Source organism: Leucobacter sp. MMO-125, from assembly GCF_037148395.1.
Lineage (GTDB): Bacteria > Actinomycetota > Actinomycetes > Actinomycetales > Microbacteriaceae > Leucobacter.
In genome coordinates this window covers 224,582-248,058 of record NZ_JBBCTL010000004.1, presented here as the reverse complement: position 1 = coordinate 248,058, position 23,477 = coordinate 224,582, and the positions used below count along the sequence as shown (strand labels likewise).

Annotated in this window: 15 protein-coding genes and 1 riboswitch; of the genes, 6 read left to right on the top strand and 9 right to left on the bottom strand. The window is 67.6% G+C overall.

The features are described from left to right. Window positions 1–5: 5 nt before the first annotated feature. A complete protein-coding gene (locus WFI54_RS11245) occupies window positions 6–281 on the bottom strand; it encodes a hypothetical protein (protein ID WP_336652885.1) in 276 nt (91 codons plus the stop codon). Between the two features lie 166 nt (window positions 282–447). Next, window positions 448–2,073, bottom strand: a complete 1,626-nt coding sequence (locus WFI54_RS11240) for an acyl-CoA carboxylase subunit beta (RefSeq protein ID WP_336652884.1) — start codon at window positions 2,071–2,073, stop codon at window positions 448–450. Window positions 2,074–2,203: 130 nt separating this feature from the next. Here WFI54_RS11240 and WFI54_RS11235 point away from each other — a divergent pair, with 130 nt between their 5' ends. Then, window positions 2,204–3,130, top strand: coding sequence for a biotin--[acetyl-CoA-carboxylase] ligase (locus WFI54_RS11235; protein WP_336652883.1), 927 nt, complete (start codon window positions 2,204–2,206; stop codon window positions 3,128–3,130). Between the two features lie 137 nt (window positions 3,131–3,267). On the opposite strand, the gene WFI54_RS11230 is transcribed toward WFI54_RS11235, so the two are convergent. The 3 genes from WFI54_RS11230 to WFI54_RS11220 all read right to left on the bottom strand — a co-directional run bounded on the left by WFI54_RS11230 (window position 3,268) and on the right by WFI54_RS11220 (window position 7,825). Continuing rightward, window positions 3,268–4,683, bottom strand: a complete 1,416-nt coding sequence (locus WFI54_RS11230) for an APC family permease (RefSeq protein ID WP_336652882.1) — start codon at window positions 4,681–4,683, stop codon at window positions 3,268–3,270. A gap of 33 nt (window positions 4,684–4,716) precedes the next feature. Next, on the bottom strand, window positions 4,717–6,339 hold the full coding sequence (locus WFI54_RS11225) for an amidohydrolase (RefSeq protein WP_336652881.1): 1,623 nt from the start codon (window positions 6,337–6,339) through the stop codon (window positions 4,717–4,719). Between the two features lie 76 nt (window positions 6,340–6,415). Then, window positions 6,416–7,825, bottom strand: coding sequence for an APC family permease (locus WFI54_RS11220; RefSeq protein ID WP_336652880.1), 1,410 nt, complete (start codon window positions 7,823–7,825; stop codon window positions 6,416–6,418). A 121-nt stretch (window positions 7,826–7,946) separates the two neighbouring features. Here WFI54_RS11220 and WFI54_RS11215 point away from each other — a divergent pair, with 121 nt between their 5' ends. Further along, window positions 7,947–8,654, top strand: coding sequence for a TetR/AcrR family transcriptional regulator (locus WFI54_RS11215; RefSeq protein ID WP_336652879.1), 708 nt, complete (start codon window positions 7,947–7,949; stop codon window positions 8,652–8,654). On the opposite strand, the gene purU is transcribed toward WFI54_RS11215, so the two are convergent. Continuing rightward, window positions 8,641–9,546: a formyltetrahydrofolate deformylase gene (gene purU, locus WFI54_RS11210; protein WP_336652878.1), complete on the bottom strand. Its 906-nt coding sequence runs from the start codon at window positions 9,544–9,546 to the stop codon at window positions 8,641–8,643. The genes WFI54_RS11215 and purU overlap by 14 nt on opposite strands. Window positions 9,547–9,569: 23 nt before the next feature. Further along, a riboswitch (ZMP/ZTP riboswitch) is annotated at window positions 9,570–9,655 on the top strand. Between the two features lie 48 nt (window positions 9,656–9,703). Between purU and glyA the strand changes: the two genes are divergently transcribed. Both glyA and WFI54_RS11200 read left to right on the top strand, forming a co-directional pair. Beyond that, complete coding sequence (gene glyA / locus WFI54_RS11205; RefSeq protein ID WP_336652877.1) at window positions 9,704–10,987, top strand: serine hydroxymethyltransferase; 1,284 nt, start codon at window positions 9,704–9,706, stop codon at window positions 10,985–10,987. An 83-nt stretch (window positions 10,988–11,070) separates the two neighbouring features. After that, a complete protein-coding gene (locus WFI54_RS11200; protein ID WP_336652876.1) occupies window positions 11,071–11,955 on the top strand; it encodes a bifunctional methylenetetrahydrofolate dehydrogenase/methenyltetrahydrofolate cyclohydrolase in 885 nt (294 codons plus the stop codon). A 196-nt stretch (window positions 11,956–12,151) separates the two neighbouring features. Here the strand turns inward: WFI54_RS11200 and WFI54_RS11195 are convergent, their stop codons facing one another. Next, complete coding sequence (locus tag WFI54_RS11195; RefSeq protein WP_336652875.1) at window positions 12,152–13,528, bottom strand: TRAP transporter large permease subunit; 1,377 nt, start codon at window positions 13,526–13,528, stop codon at window positions 12,152–12,154. Window positions 13,529–13,600: 72 nt separating this feature from the next. Continuing rightward, on the bottom strand, window positions 13,601–15,232 hold the full coding sequence (locus WFI54_RS11190) for an amidohydrolase (RefSeq protein WP_336652874.1): 1,632 nt from the start codon (window positions 15,230–15,232) through the stop codon (window positions 13,601–13,603). 93 nt (window positions 15,233–15,325) lie between these two features. Between WFI54_RS11190 and WFI54_RS11185 the strand changes: the two genes are divergently transcribed. Beyond that, a complete protein-coding gene (locus tag WFI54_RS11185) occupies window positions 15,326–16,009 on the top strand; it encodes a TetR/AcrR family transcriptional regulator (protein WP_336652873.1) in 684 nt (227 codons plus the stop codon). A 70-nt stretch (window positions 16,010–16,079) separates the two neighbouring features. Here the strand turns inward: WFI54_RS11185 and WFI54_RS11180 are convergent, their stop codons facing one another. Beyond that, a complete protein-coding gene (locus WFI54_RS11180) occupies window positions 16,080–18,827 on the bottom strand; it encodes a helix-turn-helix transcriptional regulator (RefSeq protein WP_336652872.1) in 2,748 nt (915 codons plus the stop codon). 419 nt (window positions 18,828–19,246) lie between these two features. On the opposite strand from WFI54_RS11180, the gene WFI54_RS11175 reads away from it, so the two are divergent. Beyond that, window positions 19,247–23,458, top strand: coding sequence for a DUF7927 domain-containing protein (locus WFI54_RS11175; protein ID WP_336652871.1), 4,212 nt, complete (start codon window positions 19,247–19,249; stop codon window positions 23,456–23,458). Window positions 23,459–23,477: the final 19 nt, after the last annotated feature.

Genomic DNA, 23,477 nt, shown 5'->3' with positions numbered 1-23,477 from the left:
CCTGATCAGCCTTCGATGAGCAGATCGTTGATGCCCTCTGGCACCCGCTGCGAACGCGCCCACGGTTCGCGGTCGCGTCGCGCCACACGCTTGCGCCGCTGCGTTTCCTCACTGCGCACCGCGGTAAGCACCGCCACCACAGCGGCTCGCTCCTCCTCGCCCACCATCCGCGTCACGAAACGAATATCGTCTCCGCTGAGCGCATCGTCAAGTGCACCCAGCTCCCGGCGCCTGGCGGCGTCGCGCTCGGCGGCGTCAGGGGGCAGCAGGCGATCGTTCACGATGATTCCTCTCGATCCACGGAGCGGCAGGGCGCAACCCCATGAGAATACCTGACGGGGCGCGGGCGGTTGATTGGGGTGACTCTGCGCCGGTGAGGGAGGGGCGGATCCGCACCCCTGTGCCGATCCGCCCCTCCGCGCCGCCGTGCTCGCCCGCGTCCAATCGTTACAGCGGGATGTTGCCGTGCTTCTTGGCAGGCAGCTCGTCGCGCTTGCCGCGCAGACCGCGCAACGCCTTGATCACCGCGAGGCGAGTGCCGGCGGGCTCAAGCACATTGTCGAGCTCGCCGCGCTCAGCCGCGAGGAACGGCGACGACACATCAGCGGTGTACTTTGCGGTGAGTTCGGCCCGCAGCGCTTCGACATCGTCGCCGCGCTCAGCAGCTGCCGCAAGCTCCTTGCGGTAGAGAATGTTCACAGCGCCAGCGCCACCCATGACGGCGATTTCGGCAGTGGGCCACGCGATATTGAAATCGGCGCCCATCTCCTTCGAGCCCATCACGATGTACGCGCCACCGTAAGCCTTGCGGGTGATGATCGTGACCAGCGGCACCGTGGCCTCGGCGTAAGCGTAGAGCAGCTTCGCGCCGCGACGGATGACGCCCTGGAACTCCTGATCGGTGCCAGGCAGGTAGCCGGGAACGTCGACCAGGGTGAGGATCGGGATCGAGAACGCGTCGCAGAAGCGCACGAAGCGGGCGGCCTTCTCGCTGGCGTCGATGTTGAGGGTGCCCGCCATCTGGTTGGGCTGGTTGGCGACCACGCCCACCGTGCGGCCCTCGACGCGGCCGAAGCCGATGAGGATGTTGGGGGCGAACAGCGGCTGCACCTCGAGGAAGTCGCCGCCGTCGAGGATCGCCTCGATGATCACCTTCATGTCGTACGGCTGGTTGGGGCTGTCCGGGATGATGGTGTTGAGGCGGCGGTCGGCGCTGGTGATCTCGAGAGCGGTGTCGCTGTCGTAGACCGGGGCCTCGGCGAGGTTGTTGTCGGGCAGGTAGCTGATGAGCGCGCGAGCGTAATCGAGCGCGTCGAGCTCATCGCTGGCGAGATAGTGGCTGACGCCGCTCGTCTTATTGTGCGTGAGCGCGCCGCCGAGCTCTTCGAAGCCGACATCTTCGCCGGTGACGGTCTTGATGACGTCAGGGCCGGTGACGAACATGTGGCTGGTCTTGTCGACCATGATCACGAAGTCGGTGAGGGCCGGCGAGTAGACCGCGCCGCCCGCCGAAGGGCCCATCACGATGGAGATCTGCGGAATCACGCCCGAGCAGGCCGTGTTCAGGCGGAAGATCTTCGCGTACTTGCTGAGCGCGACCACACCCTCCTGAATGCGGGCGCCGCCCGAATCGAGAATGCCGAGCAGCGGTGCGCCCGTTTTGAGTGCGAACTCCATCGCCTTCACGATCTTCTCGCCGGCGACCTCGCCCAGCGACCCGCCGAAGGTGGTGAAGTCTTGCGAGAACACGACCACCTGGCGGCCGTGAATGGTGCCGGCACCCGTGACTACCGAATCGCCGAAGGGGCGGCTGTTCTCCATGCCGAAGCCCTGGGTGCGGTGCTTCACATACTTGTCGAACTCGACGAAGGAGCCCGGGTCGAGCAGCGCCGAGATGCGCTCGCGCGCCGTCATCTTGCCACGGGGATGCTGCTTCGCGGCGGCGGCGGCATCGCGGTCTCCCACGGCCTCCTGATACTTGCGGCGATGGTCTGCGATGCGGCCCGCGGTGGTCGCGAGCGAGTCTGCTCCCTGCGAGGCGGGTGCGGCTGCGGCTGCGTTCTCTTCGATCACGCCTGCCAGCCTAGCGCGGGCCTCTGGCTGATGGTTCATGGACACCTCCAACTGAAGTAGAAATTCGTAGTCGATTGCCTACGAAAAGGGGGAGCGGTGGGTGCTTGAGGTGAGGGGGTAGCTTGGGGGTATGGAGTTGTGGCGCACGCGGGGCGTGCTGGCTGAGGTGATCTGGCGGGAGAGCTCGCCCTCGACGAACGCCGAGCTGCGGGCGCTCGCAACGAGGCCCGGAGGTGACGCGCTGCCGCACGGCACCCTCCTCGCGACCTCGAATCAGACCGCCGGCCGCGGTCGGCTCGATCGCAGCTGGGTGACCCCGCCCGACACCGCAATCGCGGCCTCGCTGTTGATCCGCGGCTTCACCGGGCTGGGCATCGGCTGGCTGCCGCTGCTCACAGGCTCTGCGGTGGTGGCCGCACTGCAGCCGTTCTTCGGCGAGGGACTGCGCGTTGGCGTGAAGTGGCCGAACGATGTGCACCTGCGCGACGAGGAAGACGCGATCGCGGGCCGACCGGGCAAGAAGCTGTGCGGCATCCTTTGCGAACTGCTGCCTGACGGTTCGGTAGTGGTGGGCACTGGCATCAATCTGCTCATCCCCGAGTGGGAACTGCCCACTGAGCGGGCGACCTCGCTGCTGGCAGCGGGCGCTGATCTGATGGCTGGTGCGGCCTCTGCCGGGTCGGCACCTGCTGAGTCGGTGCCTGCTGGTGCGGCCTCTGCTGGGTCTGCGCGCAGCGAGCTTGCGGGTGAGCACGAGGGGGCGGATCCGAGTCTCGCCGATGCGCTCGGCCACGACCTCGCCGATCGTGTGCTGGCGGCCTACGCCGGCGAGCTGCTGCGGCTGATCGAGCTCGCTGCGAGCGACCCGGATGCGGCCCGCGCTCGCGTGGCCCGGCACTCACTGACCCTCGGCACGGAGGTGCGGGTGCATCTGCCTGGCGGTGAGGTGGTTGACGGGCGGGCCCGGCGGCTCGCCGAGGACGGCTCGCTGATGGTGGATCTGCCGACGGGCGGCGTGCTCACGGTGTCAGCGGGGGACGTCGAGCACCTGCGCTGACCGCAGCCGCGCAGCCGAAGCCGCAGCCGCGTAACCGCAACCACAGACCACAGCGGGCGGGCGCGGGGTGTGTTCCCCGTGCCCGCCCGCTGCTGTTGGCGCATCAGCGCCGGCGTTGCGACTTCGGTGCCGCAGCCTCAGCGGCGCGGCTCAAGCGGATACTCCTCGCCGAGCTGGTCGATCTGCTCGGTGGTGGGATCGTTCTCGGAGAAGTCCATCTTGGGCACGGGCCGCTTGAAGCCGCCGGTGACGATCGCGATGATGATGCCGCCGACCACCAGCCAGATGCCGCCCACCAGCCAGGTGCCGGGCTCGAGCGAGGTCCACAGCCAGATGGTGAGAAGGAAACCGATGAACGGTGCGACGCCGTGCGTCAGAATCGAGCGAGCGGTGAGCGGTTGCTTGCGGCCACCCTTCGGGAACAGGTAGGTGCGGATCACCGAAAGGTTGACCATTGCGAACGCGGCGAGCGCGCCGAAGCTGATCATGAAGGCGACGGTGTCGAGCGACAGGAACAGGCTCGACAGCGCGAACACCGACACCGTGACAGCCGCCACGATGGGGGTGCCGAAACGGCGGTTCAGGCGCGAGAGCGGCTTGGGCAGCATGCCGTCGCGGCCCATAGCGTAGAGGATGCGCGACACCGACACCTGCCCGGTCATGCCGGATCCGAACGCGCCGACCACGTAGACTGCGACGAAGAAGGCGGTGAACGCCTCGCCGCCGATGTTGTTCATGACGGTCACACCAGCGGCATCGACCTCGCCCGCGGTGAGCGAAGCCCAGTCGGGGCGGTAGGCGATCGCGCCGGCCCACGAAACCAGGATGAAGAAGAGGCCACCCACCATCGTTGCGAGCACGATCGCGCGAGGGATGTCCTTGCGGGGGCGCTTGGCCTCTTCGGAGAGTGTGGAGACCGCGTCGAAGCCGAGGAAGGAGAGCGCGAGGATCGCGGCGCCTGAAGCAACCGCGCCGATGCCGCCTTCACCGAAGGTGAAGGGTTCGATGAGGCTGATCTCGGTGTTGCCGCCGAGTGCGTGCTTGAAGGCGAGCACCATGAACAGCACCACGAGCACCACCGAGAGCGCGATGATCACCATGTTCACCTTGTTGACGAGCGTGATGCCGAGCACGTTGAACACGAGCACGATCAGCAGCGCAGCGAGCGTGAACACCCAGGCGGGGATCGCGGGGAACTGCGTATTGAGGTAGATGCCGATGAGCATGAAGTTGATCATCGGGATGAACAGGTAGTCGAGCAGCATGACCCAGCCGGTGAGGAATCCTGCTGCGCCGCCGAACGACTGCTGCGTGTAGGTGTAGGCGGATCCTGCTACGGGATACCGGCGCACCATCGCACCGTAGCTGGCGGCGGTGAAGAGCATCGTGACGACGGCGACGATGTACGCGGCCGGAAGGTGCCCATCGGTGACCTGGTTGACGATGCCGTAGGTCGTGAAGACCGTGATCACCGTCATGTAGGTGACGCCGAACAGGGTGAGACCTGTCAGGCCGAGGGCTCGTTTGAGATGCGGCTGCGAGGATTCGCTCATGATTTCTCCTTTGAAATCGGTGTTGTTGGGAGTTTATCGTTGAAAGGTTTGCTCGCCGGCAAGCCACGTGCCGTGCACGGTGAGATCCGCAATCTCCTCGGGAGCGATGGTGAGCGGATCCGCTGACAACCAGACGGCATCGGCGGTCTGGCCGGGCCCGAGTGAGCCGCGGTCGGGTGCGAGAGCCTGCCGCGCGATACCGGCGGTGTAGGCGGCATACGCAGTGGCGGGATCGATGCGCTCCTCCGGCAGCCAGGCCTCCGCGCCGGGGTCGGTGTGGCTGTGGCGGGTGATCGCCGTCGAAAGGGCCGGGCGCCAATCGAGCGTCGTCACAGGCCAGTCACTGCCGAACGAGACCGTCGCACCGCTGCGCACGATCGAGCCGATGAGATACTGCCACTCGTCGCGGGGATGCCCGAGGTGCGGGATCGTGAGATCGCGCATGACCGCGTCGCACTGCGCCCAGTACGGCTCGAAGTTGGCGATGACGTCGAGCTCTGCGAAGCGTGCGACATCGGCGGGGTCGAGCAGGGCGACGTGCGCGATGACGTGGTGGCGCAAGCGGGGGCCGTTCGTGCGGATCGCGGCTTCGATGGCGTCGAGTGCGAAACGGTTGGCGGCGTCTCCGATGGCGTGCAGATGCAGCTGGAAGCCTGCCGCGTCGAACGCGGTGACGGCGGCGGTGAGTTCGGCCGCGGACCAGTTCGGCAGGCCGTGCTCGTCGGGTTTGTCGGCATAAGGCGCGAGCAGCGCGGCGGTGTGGCTCTCGATGACGCCGTCGACGAAGAACTTGATGGTGTGCGCGCTGAGGCGGTCGGCTCCGAGTGCGTCGACGCTCGCCCGCGCATCGGCGAAGGCTGCGAGCTGTTCGCGCCACTCGCCGGGTGCGGCGCGGAACGCGAGGTTGATGCGGGTGTGGAGCCGCTGCTGCTCGGCTGCGGCGAGGTAGACGGGCAGCTCAGTGAGTTCGACCCAGGCGTCTTGCACCCAGGTGGTGCCCTGCGCCGCGTAGTTGCGCGTGGCGCTTTCGATGGCGGCGAGCCGGGTTTCGAGGGGGTGGGCCGGCACGATATTGGCGAGGAAGTCGTTGGCTGCGGCCTCCTGGAGGGTGCCGAGAGGGGAGCCATCGGCGCGGCGCACGATCCGGCCGAGGGCGGGATCGGGGGTGTCTGCGGTGATGCCGCCTGCACGCAGCGCCGCCGAGTTCACCCACGCCGTGTGGTAATCCCAGGCGCGCAGAATCGTGGGGGTGTCTCCGGTGACCTCGTCGAGCCAGCGGGCGTCGAAGAGGCCGCCCTCGGTAAAGGTGGCGTCGTAGCTGCCGCCCACGATCCACTCAGCCTCGGGGTGCTCGGCTTTCCATGCGGCGACGGCGTCGAGGATGCCCTGCTTGTCTGAGGCCTCGCGAATGCGGGGGCCGATCGCCTCGAGGCCGCCGAGCAGCGGGTGAGCGTGGCCGTCGCCCGGGGCGGGCGCCAGCACACCGCCGGCGAGATCGATCACTCTGGCGTCGGGCTGCGATGCCAGCGCTGCGGCCTCGGTTCCGAGCGCCGCGACGACGCCGTCACGGAACGCGATGGCGTCGCTTCGCGCCGCGGCACCCGAGGCGAGCGGGTCGACGAGGATGGTGCCTCCGGTGAAGACGGTGAGGCTCATAGTGGCGGCTCCTTTGCCTACGGGGTGTGCGGGGCGGCTGCGGGGGTGCGGCGCTCGCCGCACCCCCGCAGGTGAATCACTTGAAGGGGGTCGCTTCGGCGACGGCGTCGATCACCTCGGTGGCGGGGCCCTCGGAGAAGTCCATGCGGGGCACCGGCCGGGTGAAGAAGCGGGTGTTGATCGCGAGGATCACCACGCCGATTGCGAACCAGATGCCGCCGACCACCCAGGTGCCGGGCTGCAGCGAGGTCCACAGCCAGAGCGACATGGCGAAGCCGATGAGGGGCAGCAGGCCGCGCAGGAACCAATCGGCGGTGGTGGGCCTGGGATCGCCGGCCTTCGGGAAGAGGTAGACGCGGATCACCGACAGGTTCACCATGGTGAACGCGGCGAGCGCGCCGAAGCTGATCATGAAGGCGGCCTGCTCAAGCGTGAGGAACAGGCTCGCGAGGGCGAATACAGAGACCGTGGCGGCTGCGACGACCGGGGTGCCGTAGCGCGACCAGAGGATGCCGAGCGGTCGGGGCAGGGTGCCGTCGCGGCCCATCGAGTAGAGGATGCGCGCGACCGAGACCTGGCCGGCGAGGCCTGATCCGAAGCAGCCGGCCACGCTCACGATGACGAACAGCACCGCAAGCCACTGGCCTGCCACGTGCTCGGCGAGCACGACCGCCGCGGCGTCGATGAGTTCGCGGGGGATGTCCTGCCAGTTCTCGGGCTGGTACGCGAGGGCGCCGGCGAGCGAGACGATGATGAAGATGGCGCCGCCGATGAGGGTGGTGAGCATGATCGCGCGGGGGATATCGCGGCGGGGGTGCTTCGCCTCTTCGGAGAGGGTGGAGACGGCGTCGAAGCCGAGGAAGGAGAGCGCGAGTACGGCGGATCCCGCGAAGATGGGGCTGAAGCCCTCCTGGCCGGGGATGAAGGGATCGATGAGGCTGGGCGCGTCGGGGTTGCCGATGGCTGCCTTCACCGCGAGCGTGGTGAAGATGATCAGCGAGGCCGTGGAGATGGCGATGATCGCCACGTTGAGCTTGCTCACGAGCGTGATGCCGAGCACGTTGAAGAGGAAGACGAGCAGCAGCGCGGCGAACGAGAACACCTGTGACGGCACCTCGGGGAACTGGGTGTTCAGGTAGAGCCCCAGAATCATGAAGTTGATCATCGGGATGAACAGGTAGTCGAGCAGCAGCACCCAGCCCGTGAGGAAGCCTGCGCCGCCGCCGAAGGCCTGCTGGGCGTAGGTGTAGGCGGAGCCCGCCACGGGGTAGCGGCGCACCATCGATGCATAGCTGTACGCGGTGAACAACATGACGAGCAGCGCGACCACGTAGGCTGCAGGGAGACGGCCCTCGGTCATCTGGTTGACGATGCCGTAGGTGGTGAAGACGGTGCCCATCGCCATGTAAGCCAGGCCGAAGAGGATGAGCCCTCCGAGGCCGAGTTCTCGTCTGAGGTGCTGTTGCGGCGATGCGGTCTCGGCCACGGTATCTCCTTTGATAGTGCTCGGGTGCGGGGCGTCGGGCCCGGCTCCTGCGGCAGAATCAGTAAAATGAACGGGGTTCTTTTAGAACTGCCGAAATGAGAATAGTACGGAAAGGCCCAAAATGGCGAACCGAAACGGCGACGGCGCGGCAGCAGCGCCCACAACCCGTCGCAGGGTCGGCCGTCCGAGCGCCGGAGTGCTCTCGAAACGCCTCATTACGGAGACTTGTCTCAGGCTGATCGACGAGCGCGGAACCGAGGCGGCAAGCATGCGTGCGATCGCCGCAGAACTCGGCGTGCGCCCTTCCGCGCTCTACAACCACGTTGCGGGCTACAACGAACTCATCGCGGGGGTGCGAGAGCTCATCAGTGAGCGGATCCCCACCGACGCCTTCGAACGCGAGCCCTGGGAAGCCGCGCTCGCCACCTGGGCTCACCACTATCGCGACGTGTTCGCGGCGCACCCCTCGCTCGTCGCGTTGCTCGCGGTGCTGCCCCTCGCCGAAGAATCGGTGACCACCGTGATGTACGAGGCGGTGATCGCGAAACTCGTTGACGCCGGCTGGCCCGAAACACATGCGGTGACCGTGCTCGTTGCGCTCGAATCGTTCGTGCTGGGATCGGCACTCGATCTTTCAGCGCCAGACGACATGCTCGATCCCGGCCCGCGCGATGACGTGCCGCGCTTCAGCTCCGCCTACCGCGCCCGCGCGAAGCTGCTCGCACAGACGGGCACGCGGCCCGCCGATGCGTCGTTCGAACTCGGGCTGCGCGCGCTTATCGCAGGATTCTCTGCCGAGCTCGCGAACCCCTCGACTACTGGAAGATGATGGTGCGGTCGCCGTCGGCGAGCACACGGTTCTCAGCGAACCAGTTCACCGCGTGGCGCAGCACCCGCGCCTCGATGTCCTGACCCAGCTGCACCAGCTCGCGCGGCGAGTACGAGTGATCGACGCGAGTGGTGTCCTGCTCGATGATGGGGCCCTCGTCGAGATCGGTGGTGACGAAGTGCGCGGTCGCGCCGATCAGCTTCACCCCGCGCTGGTGCGCCTGCTTGTAAGGATTCGCTCCCTTGAAGCCGGGCAGGAAGGAGTGGTGGATATTGATCGCGCGCCCCTCGAGCGCCTGGCACAGCTCGGGCGACAAGATCTGCATATAGCGGGCGAGCACCACCAGCTCGATGTCGTGCTCCTCGACGGCTTCGAGCACGCGGCGCTCGAACGCAGCCTTGTCTTCGGCGCCGGCGATGGGGCGGTGCTCGAAAGGCACGCCGTAGAACTCGGCGATATCGCGCACGGTCTCATGATTTGAGAGCACGAGCGGCACCTCGATCGGCAGCTGGCCACCGCGGCGACGGTAGAGCAGATCGTTGATGCAGTGCGTGGCGGTGGACGCGAGAATGAGCGTGCGCACCGGCCGGCCCACGGTGTCGAGGCGCCACGTCATGTGGTAACGCTCGGTGACCGGGGCGAGCGCGGCTGAGAAGCGCTGCTCGAAGGTTTCGGGCTGTGCCACGGCGCTGACCTGCAGTCGCATGAAGAAGCGGCCGGTGTCGGCGCTCGCGAACTGCTGGCTCTCCTCGATGTTGCCCCCGGCGGCGACGATCGCGCCGCTGATGGCGTGCACAATACCCGGACCGTCAATGCAGGAAAGGGTCAGCACCCATTGGGTGTGCTCTGCGATATCTGCGGGGGCGATCGTGTTCGTGCTCACGGAGTACAAGGGTAGTGGATCCGCGCTAAACTGGTGCTCGTCGTGACTGGCGTGCAGATGGGACACCATCGGGGAACGACAACTTCGTATGAATTGGCCGCTCGCCTGGGTCGTATTTCTCTGGAATCTCCGTGTGCCGCGGAGACGAAGATAGAAGGAGCACACAATGTCCACCCAGTCCGCATTCTTCAACGAGCCGCTCGAGTCGGTCGATCCCGAGATCGCCGCCGTGCTGCAGAACGAGCTCGGCCGTCAGCGCGCCACGCTCGAGATGATCGCCAGCGAGAACTTCGTGCCGCGCGCCGTGCTCGAGGCCCAGGGTTCCGTGCTGACCAACAAGTACGCCGAGGGCTACCCCGGCCGCCGCTACTACGGCGGCTGCGAGTTCGTTGACGTGGCTGAAGATCTCGCCCGCGAGCGTGCCAAGTCGCTCTTCGGTGCGAAGTACGCAAACGTGCAGCCCCACTCGGGTGCCAGCGCCAACGCCGCCGTGCTCAGCGCCATTGCCGAGCCCGGCGACACCATTCTGGGCCTCGAACTCGCTCACGGCGGCCACCTCACCCACGGTATGAAGCTCAATTTCTCGGGCAAGCTCTACAACGTCGTGCACTACGGTGTTGACCCCGAGACCTTCCTCATCGACATGGACGTGGTGCGCGCGCAGGCGCTCGAGCACAAGCCCAAGGTCATCATCGCCGGTTGGTCGGCCTACCCCCGCACGCTCGACTTCGCGAAGTTCCGCGAGATCGCCGACGAGGTCGGCGCGACCCTCTGGGTCGACATGGCTCACTTCGCAGGCCTCGTCGCCGCCGGCCTCTACCCGAGCCCGGTGCCGCACGCGCACGTCACCTCCTCGACCGTGCACAAGACCATCGGCGGCCCCCGCTCCGGCTTCATCCTCACCAACGACCTCGAGCTCTACAAGAAGCTCAACTCGAACGTGTTCCCCGGCCAGCAGGGCGGCCCGCTCATGCACGTCATCGCCGCGAAGGCCACCGCCTTCAAGCTCGCCGCCACCGATGAGTTCAAGGATCGCCAGCTGCGCACGCTCTCGGGTGCGAAGCTCGTAGCCGAGGCGCTCACGAGCGACGCCTCAAAGTCGGCCGGCGTCGACGTGCTCACCGGCGGCACCGACGTGCACCTCGTGCTCGCCGACCTGCGCAACTCGCAGCTCGACGGCCAGCAGGCCGAGGACGCACTGCACGCTGTGGGCATCACCGTCAACCGCAACGCAGTGCCCTTCGATCCGCGCCCCCCGATGGTCACCAGCGGCCTGCGCATCGGCACCCCCGCCCTCGCAACCCGCGGCTTCGGCGACACCGAGTTCGCCGAGGTAGCCGACATCATCGCGCTCACCCTTCAGCAGAGCGGCGACATCGAGGCCCTCAAAGCCCGCGTCACCGCGCTCGCCGAGGCCTTCCCGCTCTACCCCGGTCTCGAGACCTGGTAACCCCGTTCGCCGGGGCTGCCGGAGCGCGCGGTCAGCACCGCCCTCCGGCAGCCCTGGCGCACGGCTCATCAGAGGAGTCAGTCATGCCTGCAAACATCCTCAACGGCACGGCCGCGGCCGCCGCGATCAAGAGCGAGTTGACCGATCGGGTCACCGCCCTGCGCGAGCGCGGCGTCGTGCCCGGTCTCGCCACCGTGCTCGTCGGTGCAGACCCGGGATCCCAGTGGTACGTCGCGGGTAAGCACCGCGACTGCGCCGAGGTCGGCATCGCGTCGATCAAACGCGAGCTGCCCGAGACCGTCACCCAGGACGAGCTCGAAGCGGTGCTCGATGAACTCAACGCCGACCCCGGCTGCACCGGCTACATCGTGCAGCTGCCGCTGCCGAAGCATATCGACACCGATCGCATTCTCGAACGCATCGACCCGGACAAAGACGCTGACGGCCTGCACCCGACCAACCTCGGCCGACTCGTGCTGAACGCAAACACCGAGATCACAAGCCCGCTGCCGTGCACGCCGCGCGGCGTGATCGAACTCGTCGAGCGCAACGGCCTGTCCTGGGCCGGCAAGCACGTGGTCGTCGTGGGCCGCGGCGTGACCGTGGGCCGCCCCATCGGGCCGCTCCTCACCCGCCGCGAGTACAACGCCACCGTCACCCTCACCCACACCGGCACGCAGGATCTCGCCGCAGAACTGCGCCGTGCCGATGTGATCGTCGCTGCAGCCGGCGTCGAAGGGATCGTGCGCGCCGAAGACGTCAAGCCCGGTGCGATCGTGCTCGACGTGGGCGTCTCGCGCAAGATCGACCCCGAGACCGGCAAGAGCCGAGTTGTGGGCGACGTCGATCCCGCAGTGGCCGAGGTGGCCGGCTGGGTGTCGCCGAACCCCGGCGGCGTCGGCCCGATGACCCGCGCGCTACTGCTGAAGAATGTGGTGGAGATGGCCGAGCGGACGCTCACCGCCTAACGGATCTCCCGTGAATCGCTGCCATGGCAGCAGCGTCAGGGATATGCCGCGAACAGGCACGAAAAGACGCAGGCGTATCAAACACGCCCTGTCTATCACCGAGGCCCCGGGGCGGACGCGCAGCGTCCGCCCCGGGGCCTCGTGCCTGCTGCGGCCGGTGCTTGAACCTCTGGCGCACCGGGATCGCAGCGAGCGATCAGCCGAACGTGGCAAAGCCCGCCACGAGGTAGGCGATCACGCTGAGCACTGCCGCCGCCCCCGCGTACGGGAGGATCGAAAGCATGAGATTCAGCGGCTTCACGCCGACCGACTTCGACGCGAGGATGATGCCGTCGCCGTAGAGGCAGGTGGTCGAGCCGAGCGCGGCACCGGAGAACACGGCCGTTCCGGCATGTACCGGGTCGACGCCGACCGCAATCGCCAGGGGCAGCACGACCGGTGTGATGACGGCGGCGAGATCCCAGAACGCGCCGGTCGCATAGGCGTAGACGCCGCACACGAGGAACACGATGGCCGGCAAGAGCGCGCCGTGCATGACCGGTTCGGTTGCGCCGATGACCCACTCCGCGAGTTGGAGTTCGGTGTTCAGATGCTGCACCATGAACGCCAGCACGAACAGGATGATGACGTATCCCATGCTCATGACGCCCTCGAACGCCTGCTCGAAGACATCTCGGATGGTCATTCTGCGCTGCGCCAGATACAGGACGATTGCAACGACGACGGCGGCCGCAGAGCCGGCCACGATGTTGATATCGGTGAGGATCGTCACGACGATGAGGGTGATGATGGGGAGGAGGAAATTGAAGGGGAGTGGGCGCTTGCCTGAGGTGGCGGCACCTGACAGCTCGAACGCACGTTCCTCGGCCGTGAGACCCTCGGGAAGGGGGTCGCCGGTGCGGTCGACGCGCAGTTGTTCACGGCGCAGTGGGCCCACCAGTGGCAGCAGGCCGAGGGCGAGGAGCAGGCCGATTGCCAGAGCGAACCAGCCGAAGAACACGAACGGCAGGCCCTGGACATACGCGCCGAAGCCGGACCCGTTGACGGTGACACCATCTTGTTCGAGCAGCGCGGCGAAGAACACGGCCCAGGTGGAGAACGGGATGATCACGGCGATCGGTGCGGAGGTGAGTTTGACGATCGCACCCACGAGGGTGCGCGGCACCCCATAGCGGTCAGTGACGCGCTTCATGGAGGTGCCCACGGTGAGGGCGTTGAGGTAGTCGTCAATGAACAGTGCCACGGTCAGCAGCCAGGTGAGCAGCAGAGACTTGCGACGGGAAGTGACGAAGCGCTCGGTCCACTCAGCAAAGTCGGAAACGGCTCCCGAAACATTGAAATAGGCGATGAGGATGCCGAAGAGCACCACGACCAGGGCGAGCCAGTGCACCGTTTCATTGGAGAGGGAGGCGCCGAACGTGCCTACCAAGGTGTCGAAGAAGCCCCAGCCGCCGAGCAGGATCGCTCCGGTGACGGCGCCTGCGAGCAAGCCCAGGAGCGCGCGTTTCGTTAGCACGGAGACGAGGAGGACGGTCAGGACTGGCAGGAGCGCCAGCGCGGTGTTCTGGATCACGGTTGCCTTTCGGGCAGGGCGCGGCTGCGGCGTCGCGCCGGGTTATCGATAGTGGGCGGATTCGGGGTGGAACTACTGGGCGTGGTCTTCGCGCGAACCGTCGAGGTAGGTGGCGAGCACCGGGAGTTTGACGAGCTCGTCGGCCGGCACGGTGACCGGGTCGTCGGCCCACACGGCGAGATCGGCGCGGGCTCCTTCTCGGATCACGCCCAGGTCGGTGTCGCCCTGTGCCAGTGCGGCGCCGCGGGTATAGCCGTGCAGTGCTTCGGCGGAGGTGAGCCGCTCGTGCGGCTCATACACGAATCCGTCGAGATCACCCGGGTTTCGGCGTAGCACCGCCCAGGCGAGACCGAATCGGGCGTCGAGATCGGCGATGGGCCAGTCCGAACCGAGTGCGAGCGGCGCGCCGGCTCGGAGCACGGAACCAGCGCTCCACGCCTGCGCGGCGCGCACGGGGCCGAGTCGTCTGGCCCACTCGTCGCTGCCGTCTGGTCTGCGCCACTGCATATGGGGGAGCTGCATTGAGGCGATGATGCCGGTGGCCGCGAGGCGGGCAATGTCGCGGGGGTTCAGGCACTCAAGATGCTCGATGCGGTGGGTGGCGCGGCCGCGCGCGCGGCAGCCTACGGTTTCATAGGCGGTGACGGTCTCTCCGACGGCGCGATCCCCAATGGCGTGGGTAGCGATCTGGAATCCGGCCTGGGTGAACTCCGCGACGGTCGCGACGAAGTCGGCCTGCGATCCCCAGAAGCCATTGAGACCGGCCCCGTCAGCGTCGGGCTCGTAGAGCCAACCGGCGCCGGTGTCGATCACGCCGTCGGCGTAGAGCTTGATCACGCCTCCTCGCCAGCGCCTGCCGCCGCGGTCACGCTGTGCGCGGATGGCGGCGCGATCCTCTGCTGTCGCGGTGGGTTTCACGTCCATGGCGCTGACGATCCGCACCGGCAGGCCGCTGCCGCTGGAATCAAGAGCTTCAAGGAGGTCGAGCGTGCCGGAATTACCGTCCATGATCGTGCCGCCGGTGAGGCCTGATCGGCGCATTCGCGCGAAGGTGCGACGGGCTGATTCGAGGGTCTCTTCGGGGCGAAGCGCGGGCATCGTGGCGAGCAACGGCTGGTATGCGCTGTCCTCGCGAAGCTCACCAGTCGGGCGGCCGCAGCTGTCGACCACGATCTCGGAGCTGTCGTCGAAGTGTCGCGCTCCGGTGATGCCGCCGCGTCGCAGCCCCTCGGTGCTGGCGAGCGCGGTGTGGAAGTCGAAGAAGAAGAGCAGGGTGGGAAGCCCGTCGACGGCCTCATCGATGATGTCGGATCGCAGCGGCACCCCATCGAAGACCGCATAGTCGAGGTTCCAGCCGCGGACCCAGCCGTCACTGGTGTCGCGCCGGACTCGCACGGCTTCCTCTCGGAGCGCTGCGAGCAGTTCGCGTGGGTCTGAGACGGCGCCGAGGTCGAGCCCCTGGGTGAGCTCCGCTCCCTGAATGGGATGCAGGTGCGCGTCGATGAGGCCTGGGGTCACCGTCATGCCCCGGGCGTCATCGAGGCGGGTGTGCGGCCCACGGAAGGCCTGGGCGATGTTATCGCGTTCACCGACCCCGAGGATGCGACCGCCTGAGAGAGCGATGGAGCGGGGCCGAGGGGAGTCGTCTCCGGGGATCAGGGTCCGCACCCTGGCCCCATCTATGATGATGTCGGCTGCCGTCACTGGCGCACTCCTCTGTCTCTTTCCTCGGGCTTAGCCGAGGACCAGATTTAATTTAACTGCATTCAATTATCGGCGCAACATTTCGGAAGGCTCATGTCCCCCAACTCCGATGCCCAGCGTTCTGCTGGACGGCCTCGGGCCGCCGTCCTATCGCGCGAACGGATCCTTGAGGCCGCTTTCGCTCTCGTTGACGACCGTGGTTCGGATTTCACGCTCGCGGCGCTCGCGCGCTCCCTGGGTGTGCGCCCACCTGCGTTGCACCACTACTTCGAGAGCAAGGCAGATCTCATCGCGGGCATGCGAGGTCGACTGACCCTGCGCGTGGGGGACCCCGGCTTCGGCCAACTGCCCTGGTACGAGGCGATCCGGCTGTGGGCTCGGTCCTATCGGGAGACTCTCGGACAGCACCCGGGGATCATCGCCGCGCTCGCGACGTTCCCCGTCGACGGTGAACCGGAGTCGATGTCAGACTACGACCGTATTGCTCAGGCGTTCCGGCGCGATGGATACCCCGAGCACCGCATTGTGCCGGCAATCATCGCCATCGAGTCTTACATCATTGGCTCGGCGCTCGACGCGCTCGCGCCGGAGGACAACTTGCGGCCCTTCCGGGATCCCGAAAGCACGCCGGTGCTCGAATCTGCCGAACGTGCGGCCCGCCGCCGGGCTGCCGAGCGTGGGGTGCCCGTCGCAACGGAGTCCTTCGATTTCGGCCTGCGCGCCCTCATCGAAGGGCTCCGCGCGTTGGGCCGCGAGGAGCTTGAAGCCGCCGGATGACCCGAGCTTGACAGCCCCACGCGCAGGATCGTCGTCGCTGCGAAGCAGGGGCCGCTCGCGCCTCAACGCCTCAGTGCGTCAGGTCGAGTGTCTCTGCGGCCGGGGCATCCCCCGGCGCTTCATCGATGAGCCCCATGCGTGAGGCCTGCAGGAGCGCTTCGTCACGGCCGGACACTCTGAGCTTTCGGTACACGGCGTGCAGGTGCTTCTTCACCGTGGCCGGGCTGATGAAGAGGGCCTCGGCGGCCGAGTTGATGTTGCGATGCGAGGCGATTGCTTCGAGGGTGCGCTGCTCCATGCCGGTGAGCGCGGCGCGGCGTTGGGCGCGTGCGGCCTCCGGGACCGCGCGGATGTGCACGAGTGCGCGGTCGGCCGCGTCGATGCCGGCCTCGGTTGCGGCAACGGCGAGTGCGAGGAGTTCACCGTGGGGCACCCCCGAGAGCGGTGAGAGCAGTTCGTGCCGATCGATGAGCCGGCAGGCCACACCGAACTCATCGAGTGCTTCGGAGAGACGCCCGCAGTTCCACGCAGCGATCGCCGAAATGAGCGCCCGTCCCAGTTGCTGCCTGACGCTGGTGCGCTCGTGTTCCTGCTGCACGAGCATGAGCGCTTGGACATCGTTGCTTGCAAACAGCGCAACGCGGGCGCGCTCGATACGGGTGCTCGGGTGGTCTGAGGGAAGTGTGCCGAGGAGGCGTTCGGCGACGGCGAAGTTGCCGATCTCGGCGCTCAGACGCGCCTGGTGATGCACGAGGGTGCGGATCCAGGGGCTTCCGGCCGTGGCCGCCGCGCCGGTGAAGTGGCTGCGGTGGGAGTCGAGGTCGGCGAGCGCGGTCGCGGCGCTGCCGCTGCGGCGCTGGAACGCCGCCTGTGCGACCAGGAGGGCCGGCCGCCAGCTGTCGCAGCGGCAGGAGGAGGAGAGGAGTCGTTGCGCGGCGAGTTCGAGTTGCGCGTGGTCGCAGTATTCGGCGGCGAGCACAGCGCGGGCGAGGTCGCCGTGGTGCGATGAGGTGTTCGGGGCGCGATCGATGATGTCTGGGGTGATCTCGTCGAGTTCTGCGAGGAGTTCGCGGGCTTCTGGCATGCTGCCGTCGATTGCGGCGGTGAGCGCGAGCCCGCCGGTGGCGGCCGCCCGCCACCGCGCACCCGATTCGGGGTCGGTGACGGTGCGGGTGGATGCCGGCGGGAACCCCTGCCAGGGGCGTTCGATGAGCTCTTCGGATTGCAAGCGGAGCCGCGCCCAGTTGCGACGCTGTGTGGGGAAGTCTTCGACGAGCATCGCCGTGAGTGCGATCTCCCGCAAATAGAAGAAGTGTGATCCTGATGCGGCTCGGGGGGTGATGCTGTCGTTGCGGGTGCTCGGAGGCTGGTCGGCGCCGGCCGCGATGAGGCGCGCTTCGAGTTGCATGGCCAGTGCGTGGGCACCTGCGATGTTGCCTCGCAGTCGCGCGCTGAGCATTGCCTGGGCAAGCGTGGGGAGGTGCAGGGCCTCAGGAAGGCCTTCGGCGAGGGCGATGGAGGTTCGCTTCACCCGTGCTGCTGCCTCTCCGTGCTCCGCATCGGCGTCAGGCTGCCGGAGCCGTCGCTGCAGGCCGCGATCCATGCGGTCGAGCAGATCTTGCATGCTCGATTGCGGGAGTCGCGGATCGTCGTGTTCGAGGAAGAGGCGTGCTGCGGCGAAGGAGGGGAGCGCGAAGAGCGCTTCGTCTGGAAGTGTGCGGATCACCGCGAGAGCGGTGGGGCCCTCGTCGGTGATGAGTGTGAAGTGATTGGCCAGTACGAGTTCTGCTTCGCTGTAGGCGCCGTGCGTGCAGAGGAGGGTGAATGCCGTGAACGGCGCACCGGGTTCGATGTGTGCTGCGCGGTCGGTGACCAGCATGGTGCGCTGTTCGGCGCTGATCGACCGGGAGGCTCGGGCGGTAAGGGCGTCACGCACGGCTGGGTGGCAGGAGAACTCGGTCGAGAGGCCGTCGTTGTTGACCACGACGAGCCCAAGTTCGAGGAGCTCGTAGAGCGCGGAGCGCGTCTGCGGGATGCCGGCGTCGATGAACTTCGCCGCGCCCTGAAGGGTGACGGCGTCGATGCATGAGGTGGCGAGTAGGGCGCGGCGCGCGACCTCGCCGATGATTTCGAGCGAGTGGAGCGCGAAACGATGGAGCTCTGGATGCGCTGAGCCGTGCGCCGTGACCGGGGTGGGTTCGGCGCCGAGCACGATCCGCACCACCAGGGGCCACCCAGCGGCGAGCTGCAGGGCTTCCGCGCAGCGCGCGTCGATGGCGCGCTCGCTGAGCTTGGCGAGCGCGGCTGTTTCGTCGGGGGTGAATGCGAGGTCGTCGGCATCGAGCACGGTGACCGGGGCGCGGCCGGTGACGAGGGGCCCGTCGAGGATGCGCACGCGGCGCGCTGAGACCACGAGGGTGAGGCGCGGCGCGATCTGCACGAGGTTGGCGAGGGCGAGATCTTGCTCGGGGCTGGTGATGCGGTGGTAGTCGTCGAGCACGAGCGTGACGGGTGTTTCGAGTTGCGCGGCGAGAGTGAGCGCGGCGTCTTGCGAGGAGGCGCCGTCGATTCCGGGAGTGGGGTGATCGCGGTGGTCGTCGCCGATGAGCGCCTTGAGGGCGCGAGCGATCGGCTGCCACGGATCGCTGGCGGCGCCAAGACCGCAGCTGATGCGGATCAGGGCTTCGTCGCGATCGCGCAGCCATTCGGTGAGGAGCGCGGTTTTGCCATACCCCGCGGGGGCGAGCAGCAGCGTGAAGCCCGAAACACGGTTGGGATCATCGTCAAGGGAGACCCCGGCGTGGGAGTGCGGGAGCATGGCAAGCAGGCGAGGGCGGGGCAGGATCGGCACGACGCCGTTCGCGCCTCCTGGTCGGGGCCCGTCTGCGGGTGAAGGCGGCGGGGTCATCTCCTCGGCCCTTCTCGCGCGGTTCTGGGGGCTCCGCGAACGGAGACGCACCCTATGGGAATTTCATTCTAGACCTCAGGGTTACCCGTCAAGACCACCGAGGGAGTAGTCAGCGGAGCCTCAGGGGGTAGACCCCTGGCGCAAGGGGGGAACTTTGGGTGAAGGTTTTCTGCTGGGGGCCTCGCGGGCCGAATCTGTCGAAGCGCGCAATCTACAGTCAGAGAAATCGTCCGCCGGAACATCGATGGGGAAGGCGGGTTGGAACTGACCGTGGTTCGCGCGCGAGATGTCGTGTCGAACTGCGGTCGCGGCATTTCGGGGAGACCTTGGTGGGGCAACAGCATGCGCATTCGTGGAGACGGTTCGCCGTCATCGCGACCGTGCTTGCGGTGCTGCTGGGGTCCGGGGTGACGGCGATGGGGCCGACCCCTGCCGCCGCGACGACTGAGCCGAAGTCAGACACCGCTCCCGGTGACGCACCGCCGCCGAGTGGTGATGCCACGCCACCCGCAACAGGAGAGACATCCGACACGGTAGCTCCGAGCACGCCTGCGCCGTCACCCCCCGATGCTGAGGCGGCGCCGCAGGATTCGGCCGAGCCCGGTATGGCAGCGAAGTCGCTCCCCGCGATTGCGCCGTTGTCTCTGCCGGTGGCCGGTCGCCCCTATCTTGCGTTCTCGGTTCGCGACACCGAGGGCAATCTGGTGCCTGGCGCGACGGTGAATCTGCAGGGCGCACGCAACAGCGGCGGCAATAGCGGCACCACCTCGCGCTGGCCCGCCGCGTGGAGCGCGACCGACTGCACTGTCGACCCCTGCCCCGCAAGCTCGCTCGACCAAGATTCTGCGCCGGGTGTCTTCAAAGTGGATCGCAGCAACGCTGCCGGAGCTCAGCTCAGTTCGACCTCGCGCTACCGGATCGGTGCCTCGGCGACTGCACCCAGCGGCTACGCCTGGACCACCCCGGCGGCGACCGCGACAACAGACACGGGCACGGGCTCCGAGAACTGGGTGGCGACCATCTCGGGCACGCAGCAGAACGCCGCAGCAGGCCAGTGGGTGAACTCGGGCTCGAACATGGTGCACACCTTCGCTGCTGCCCCGGTCCTCGAACGGGTCGCGCCGCTCTGCGCAACCGGGTACGTCTACGCGATTGGCGGGACAAACGGTCAGATGCAGGAGATCTCGCCGAGCGGTGCGGTGCGTAATCTCGGCGGCACGACGGGGTCAAGTGCTATGAATGGCCTCGGCATTGCCTCCGATGGCACCGGCACGGCGTGGGCCTTCTCTCGCGGGAGCAATACCGACCAGGCGCAGGTGTACCGATACAGCGGTTCGACCGGGACCTGGGCGCGGGCGCTCTCAACGGGCACGAATACCTGGGACATCGACGGCGCGAGCGGGCTCCAGCTCGTCGGCGGGGCGGTTGCGCCGAACAACGCATACTTCGTCGGCGGCTTCGAGACCAGCGGCGCGTTGGCCGCCAACTTCTCGCTCTGGTCGACGAACGCGGCAGGCACCGCGATGGTGAGTCGCGGCTACTTGAACATTCGTGCGACCGGCACCACGAGCGGAACCTTCAACGGTGATTTCGCCTTCGACGAATATGGCAACCTGTACCTCGCCAGGAACGACTTCACCGGCACGACGACAAGGGTGACGATCTTTCGGGCGAGTGCGACGGACCTCGCCGGGGCGACAACGGGCACCGCGATCCCGGTGACTCAGCTCGCGAACAATGACAGCCTCATGTCGGGGGTGAACGGCGTCGCATTCGACTTGCGCGGGCGCCTGTATCTCGGCACGGGGAATGCGCTGCGCTGGGTGTTGCTCCCGTCCCCAGGCACCGCCAACTCGGTGACGCTCAGCGGAGAGACGATGGTGAGCACTGACCTCGCCTCCTGCTCCTACCCGCCGACAGTGAAACTGCAGAAGCGATTGCCGAACGGGCGGGTGGCGGGTGCCGACCGCTTCGGGCTCGAGCTGAGATACGGCGGCACCGTGAGCGGTGGCACCATTTCGGGCGGTACCGTGCTCGGCACTGCGACCGCGCAGAGCCCGGCGAGCGGGGTGCAAGACCAGAGCGTCGGTGCCTTCCCCAATACCGCCGGCGAACGGGTCACCTTCGCGGAGACCTTCACGAATGGCGCGAGCGCGGCTAACTACGCTTCGGGGTGGCAGTGCACCGTCGATGGCGAATCGACGCCGCGGTCGAGCGGATCCGGGACCGCAGGTGAGTTCAGCACCGCGGGTCTCGTGAACGGCGAGCAGCTCGTCTGCGAGTTCGTGAACAGCATCATGCAGCCGGAGAAGACCGCGGATCCGGTGTCGCTCACCCCGGTGGACGCCGAGGCGATCGTCACTTACACGCTCCGCTTCGACAACAGCGAGGGTCTCGGGCCGGCGACGGTGAACTCCCGCGACTTCCTGCGAGATGTGCTCGACGACGCCGCATTCATCAACGCGGCCGGCGCGACGGTTTCGGCGCCGGTCTGGTACCCCGCGGCGACGAACGGCGTCTCCGGTGCCTGGGACGCGGCGAACGCGCGCATCAATGTGTCCGGCGCGGTGCCCGCGGGCGCGGTCGGCACGCTGAGCTTTCGCGTGCGAGTGCTCGGCAACGATGTGAATACCGCGGCACGGCAGAGCGCGGCGGCCCCGCTCCAGGGCTTTCTGCTGCGCAATTACCTCACGCCGGGCACGGTGACGACGCCGCCCGCGACGTGCGCGGTCCCCGCCCAGGGCCAGCGCGCGATGTGCACCGAGCACTCGGTCGCGGCGTGGACGATCGAGAAGACCTCGCAGCCGGAGGACGGCGCGATGATCCACTCCGGCGGCAACATCTACTACCGGGTGAAGGTGACGAACTTCGGAGCCACGGACATCAGCGGCATCCTGCTCGACGACGATCTCACCCAGACACTCGCTGCGACGGTGATCGATCCGGCCGCGCCCCCGGCGGTCGCGGTGCCAAACGGCATCACCTACTACGAGGCCAACGGCAACCGGGTCGCCTCGGCACTTGACCAGAGCTGGAGCTCTGTCAACGTCTCGAACAACGGCGTTCCAGCAGGCACCCCCAATCCGGCCCTGCCGACGGTCAACTACCGGGCCGATGGGCAAGGCGGGTGCTCGCTCTCCGCGCAGTTCGCGGGCGACATTCCCGGTGCGGCGGCGGGGTGCTGGACCTACACGCCACCGGCCTTCACCCTGCCCGCCATGATCAACGGCAAGCGGATCGCCTACGCCATCGTGGGGTACGCGGTGAAGGGCGGTCGAGCGGCAGCGGCTGCCACGCCCACGGTTGCGAGCAGCGCTCCCATCCGCTCGAACGCGAGCTGGGTCAACACGGCGCAGGGCCGTGAGGCGACCTTCGCGGCAGGCACCCCGCAGGAGCGGAAGGTCTACCCGAGCGCGTGCAGCGCCGCGAACGGCGGCGTGCCCGTCGGCTGGGACAACAACGACCCCGCCTTCGAGCAGAAGTGGGGCGCCTGCAAGACGTATCACCTCATCGGTGAGAGCTACTTCCACATTTGGAAGAAGTACGGCCCCGTGCCCATCGAAACCCCTAACAACCTCGACGGTGCCAACTTTCTGCTCGCCGATTCCGAGGCGCTGGCGAAAGCGGGTGAGCCCTCGCGCTGGCTCTGCCGCGTGAACAACAACCCCTTCCCCAGCGGTTCGCCCGTTGCGGCGACGCTGGGAGTTGCGACCCGCCCCGGCGGGGCCGTCTATCGCGCGCCAGGCAGCCTGCCGAGCACGAGCGGTGCCTCCGACTTCGGTGCCAATTCGGCCACGGCCAAGGCGATCCAGGCGTGGAACAACGAGGCGGGCAAGGGTGCCGCCGGCCTGCTGCCCGGGCAGGCGCAGGTCGAGCAGTGCGGCACCTTCTTCAGGCTCACCGCAGACGACCAGGGGCAGGCCAAAGGGTCGTGGCGCGCGATGAACGTGCGCGGCGGCGACACCACAGGCGGCAATCCGCAGGATCCGCCGAAGGTCGACTGGCGCACCACGAGCGGGCTCAACGCCTGCGACACCACGCCGAGCGACACGAGCTGCGGGCGGCGCGGCACCTACTGGCTGATCGAGACGCAGGCGCCGGCCGGGTATGAACTGCTGCCTCGCGCCATGAAGATGTGGGTGGCCCCCAGCTCGCCCGTGACGGGCAACCCAGCCCAGGGCACCCAGGCTTACTACGATTTCCAGGGCCGCCTCTCCCTGCCCTCTGTCGGGCAGGGAGAGAGCACCGCCGGTGTGACCCCCATGCCCGGTTCGAGCGCCGGCACCCCGCTCCGCGTGCGCTGCGAGAACCCGTGGCAGCTCCCCGCCGACCTGCAGCCGAATTGCGTGATGCCGACGGGGTGGACCATGCCGGTGTTTGACACCGCCGCGCGCCGGCTCCCGTTCACCGGCGGCATGTGGCTCGGTGTCCTCACCGGCGCAGGCGCCGTCGCGATCCTCACCGCGGTTGCGGGGGCCCTCTGGGTTCGCAGGCGCAGATCCGCCTCCACGTCTTACGACAGACCTCACAACCTCGGATAACCGAACACACTTATCAGCT

Excerpts from the sequence above, each read along its gene's own strand:
- WFI54_RS11230 (WP_336652882.1), bottom strand. The coding sequence starts at position 4,683 with ATGAGCGAATCCTCGCAGCCGCATCTCAAACGAGCCCTCGGCCTGACA.
- WFI54_RS11225 (WP_336652881.1), bottom strand. The coding sequence starts at position 6,339 with ATGAGCCTCACCGTCTTCACCGGAGGCACCATCCTCGTCGACCCGCTC.
- WFI54_RS11215 (WP_336652879.1), top strand. The coding sequence starts at position 7,947 with ATGGCGAACCGAAACGGCGACGGCGCGGCAGCAGCGCCCACAACCCGT.
- WFI54_RS11185 (WP_336652873.1), top strand. The coding sequence starts at position 15,326 with ATGTCCCCCAACTCCGATGCCCAGCGTTCTGCTGGACGGCCTCGGGCC.
- WFI54_RS11180 (WP_336652872.1), bottom strand. The coding sequence starts at position 18,827 with ATGCTCCCGCACTCCCACGCCGGGGTCTCCCTTGACGATGATCCCAAC.
- glyA (WP_336652877.1), top strand. The coding sequence starts at position 9,704 with ATGTCCACCCAGTCCGCATTCTTCAACGAGCCGCTCGAGTCGGTCGAT.
- WFI54_RS11235 (WP_336652883.1), top strand. The coding sequence starts at position 2,204 with ATGGAGTTGTGGCGCACGCGGGGCGTGCTGGCTGAGGTGATCTGGCGG.
- WFI54_RS11200 (WP_336652876.1), top strand. The coding sequence starts at position 11,071 with ATGCCTGCAAACATCCTCAACGGCACGGCCGCGGCCGCCGCGATCAAG.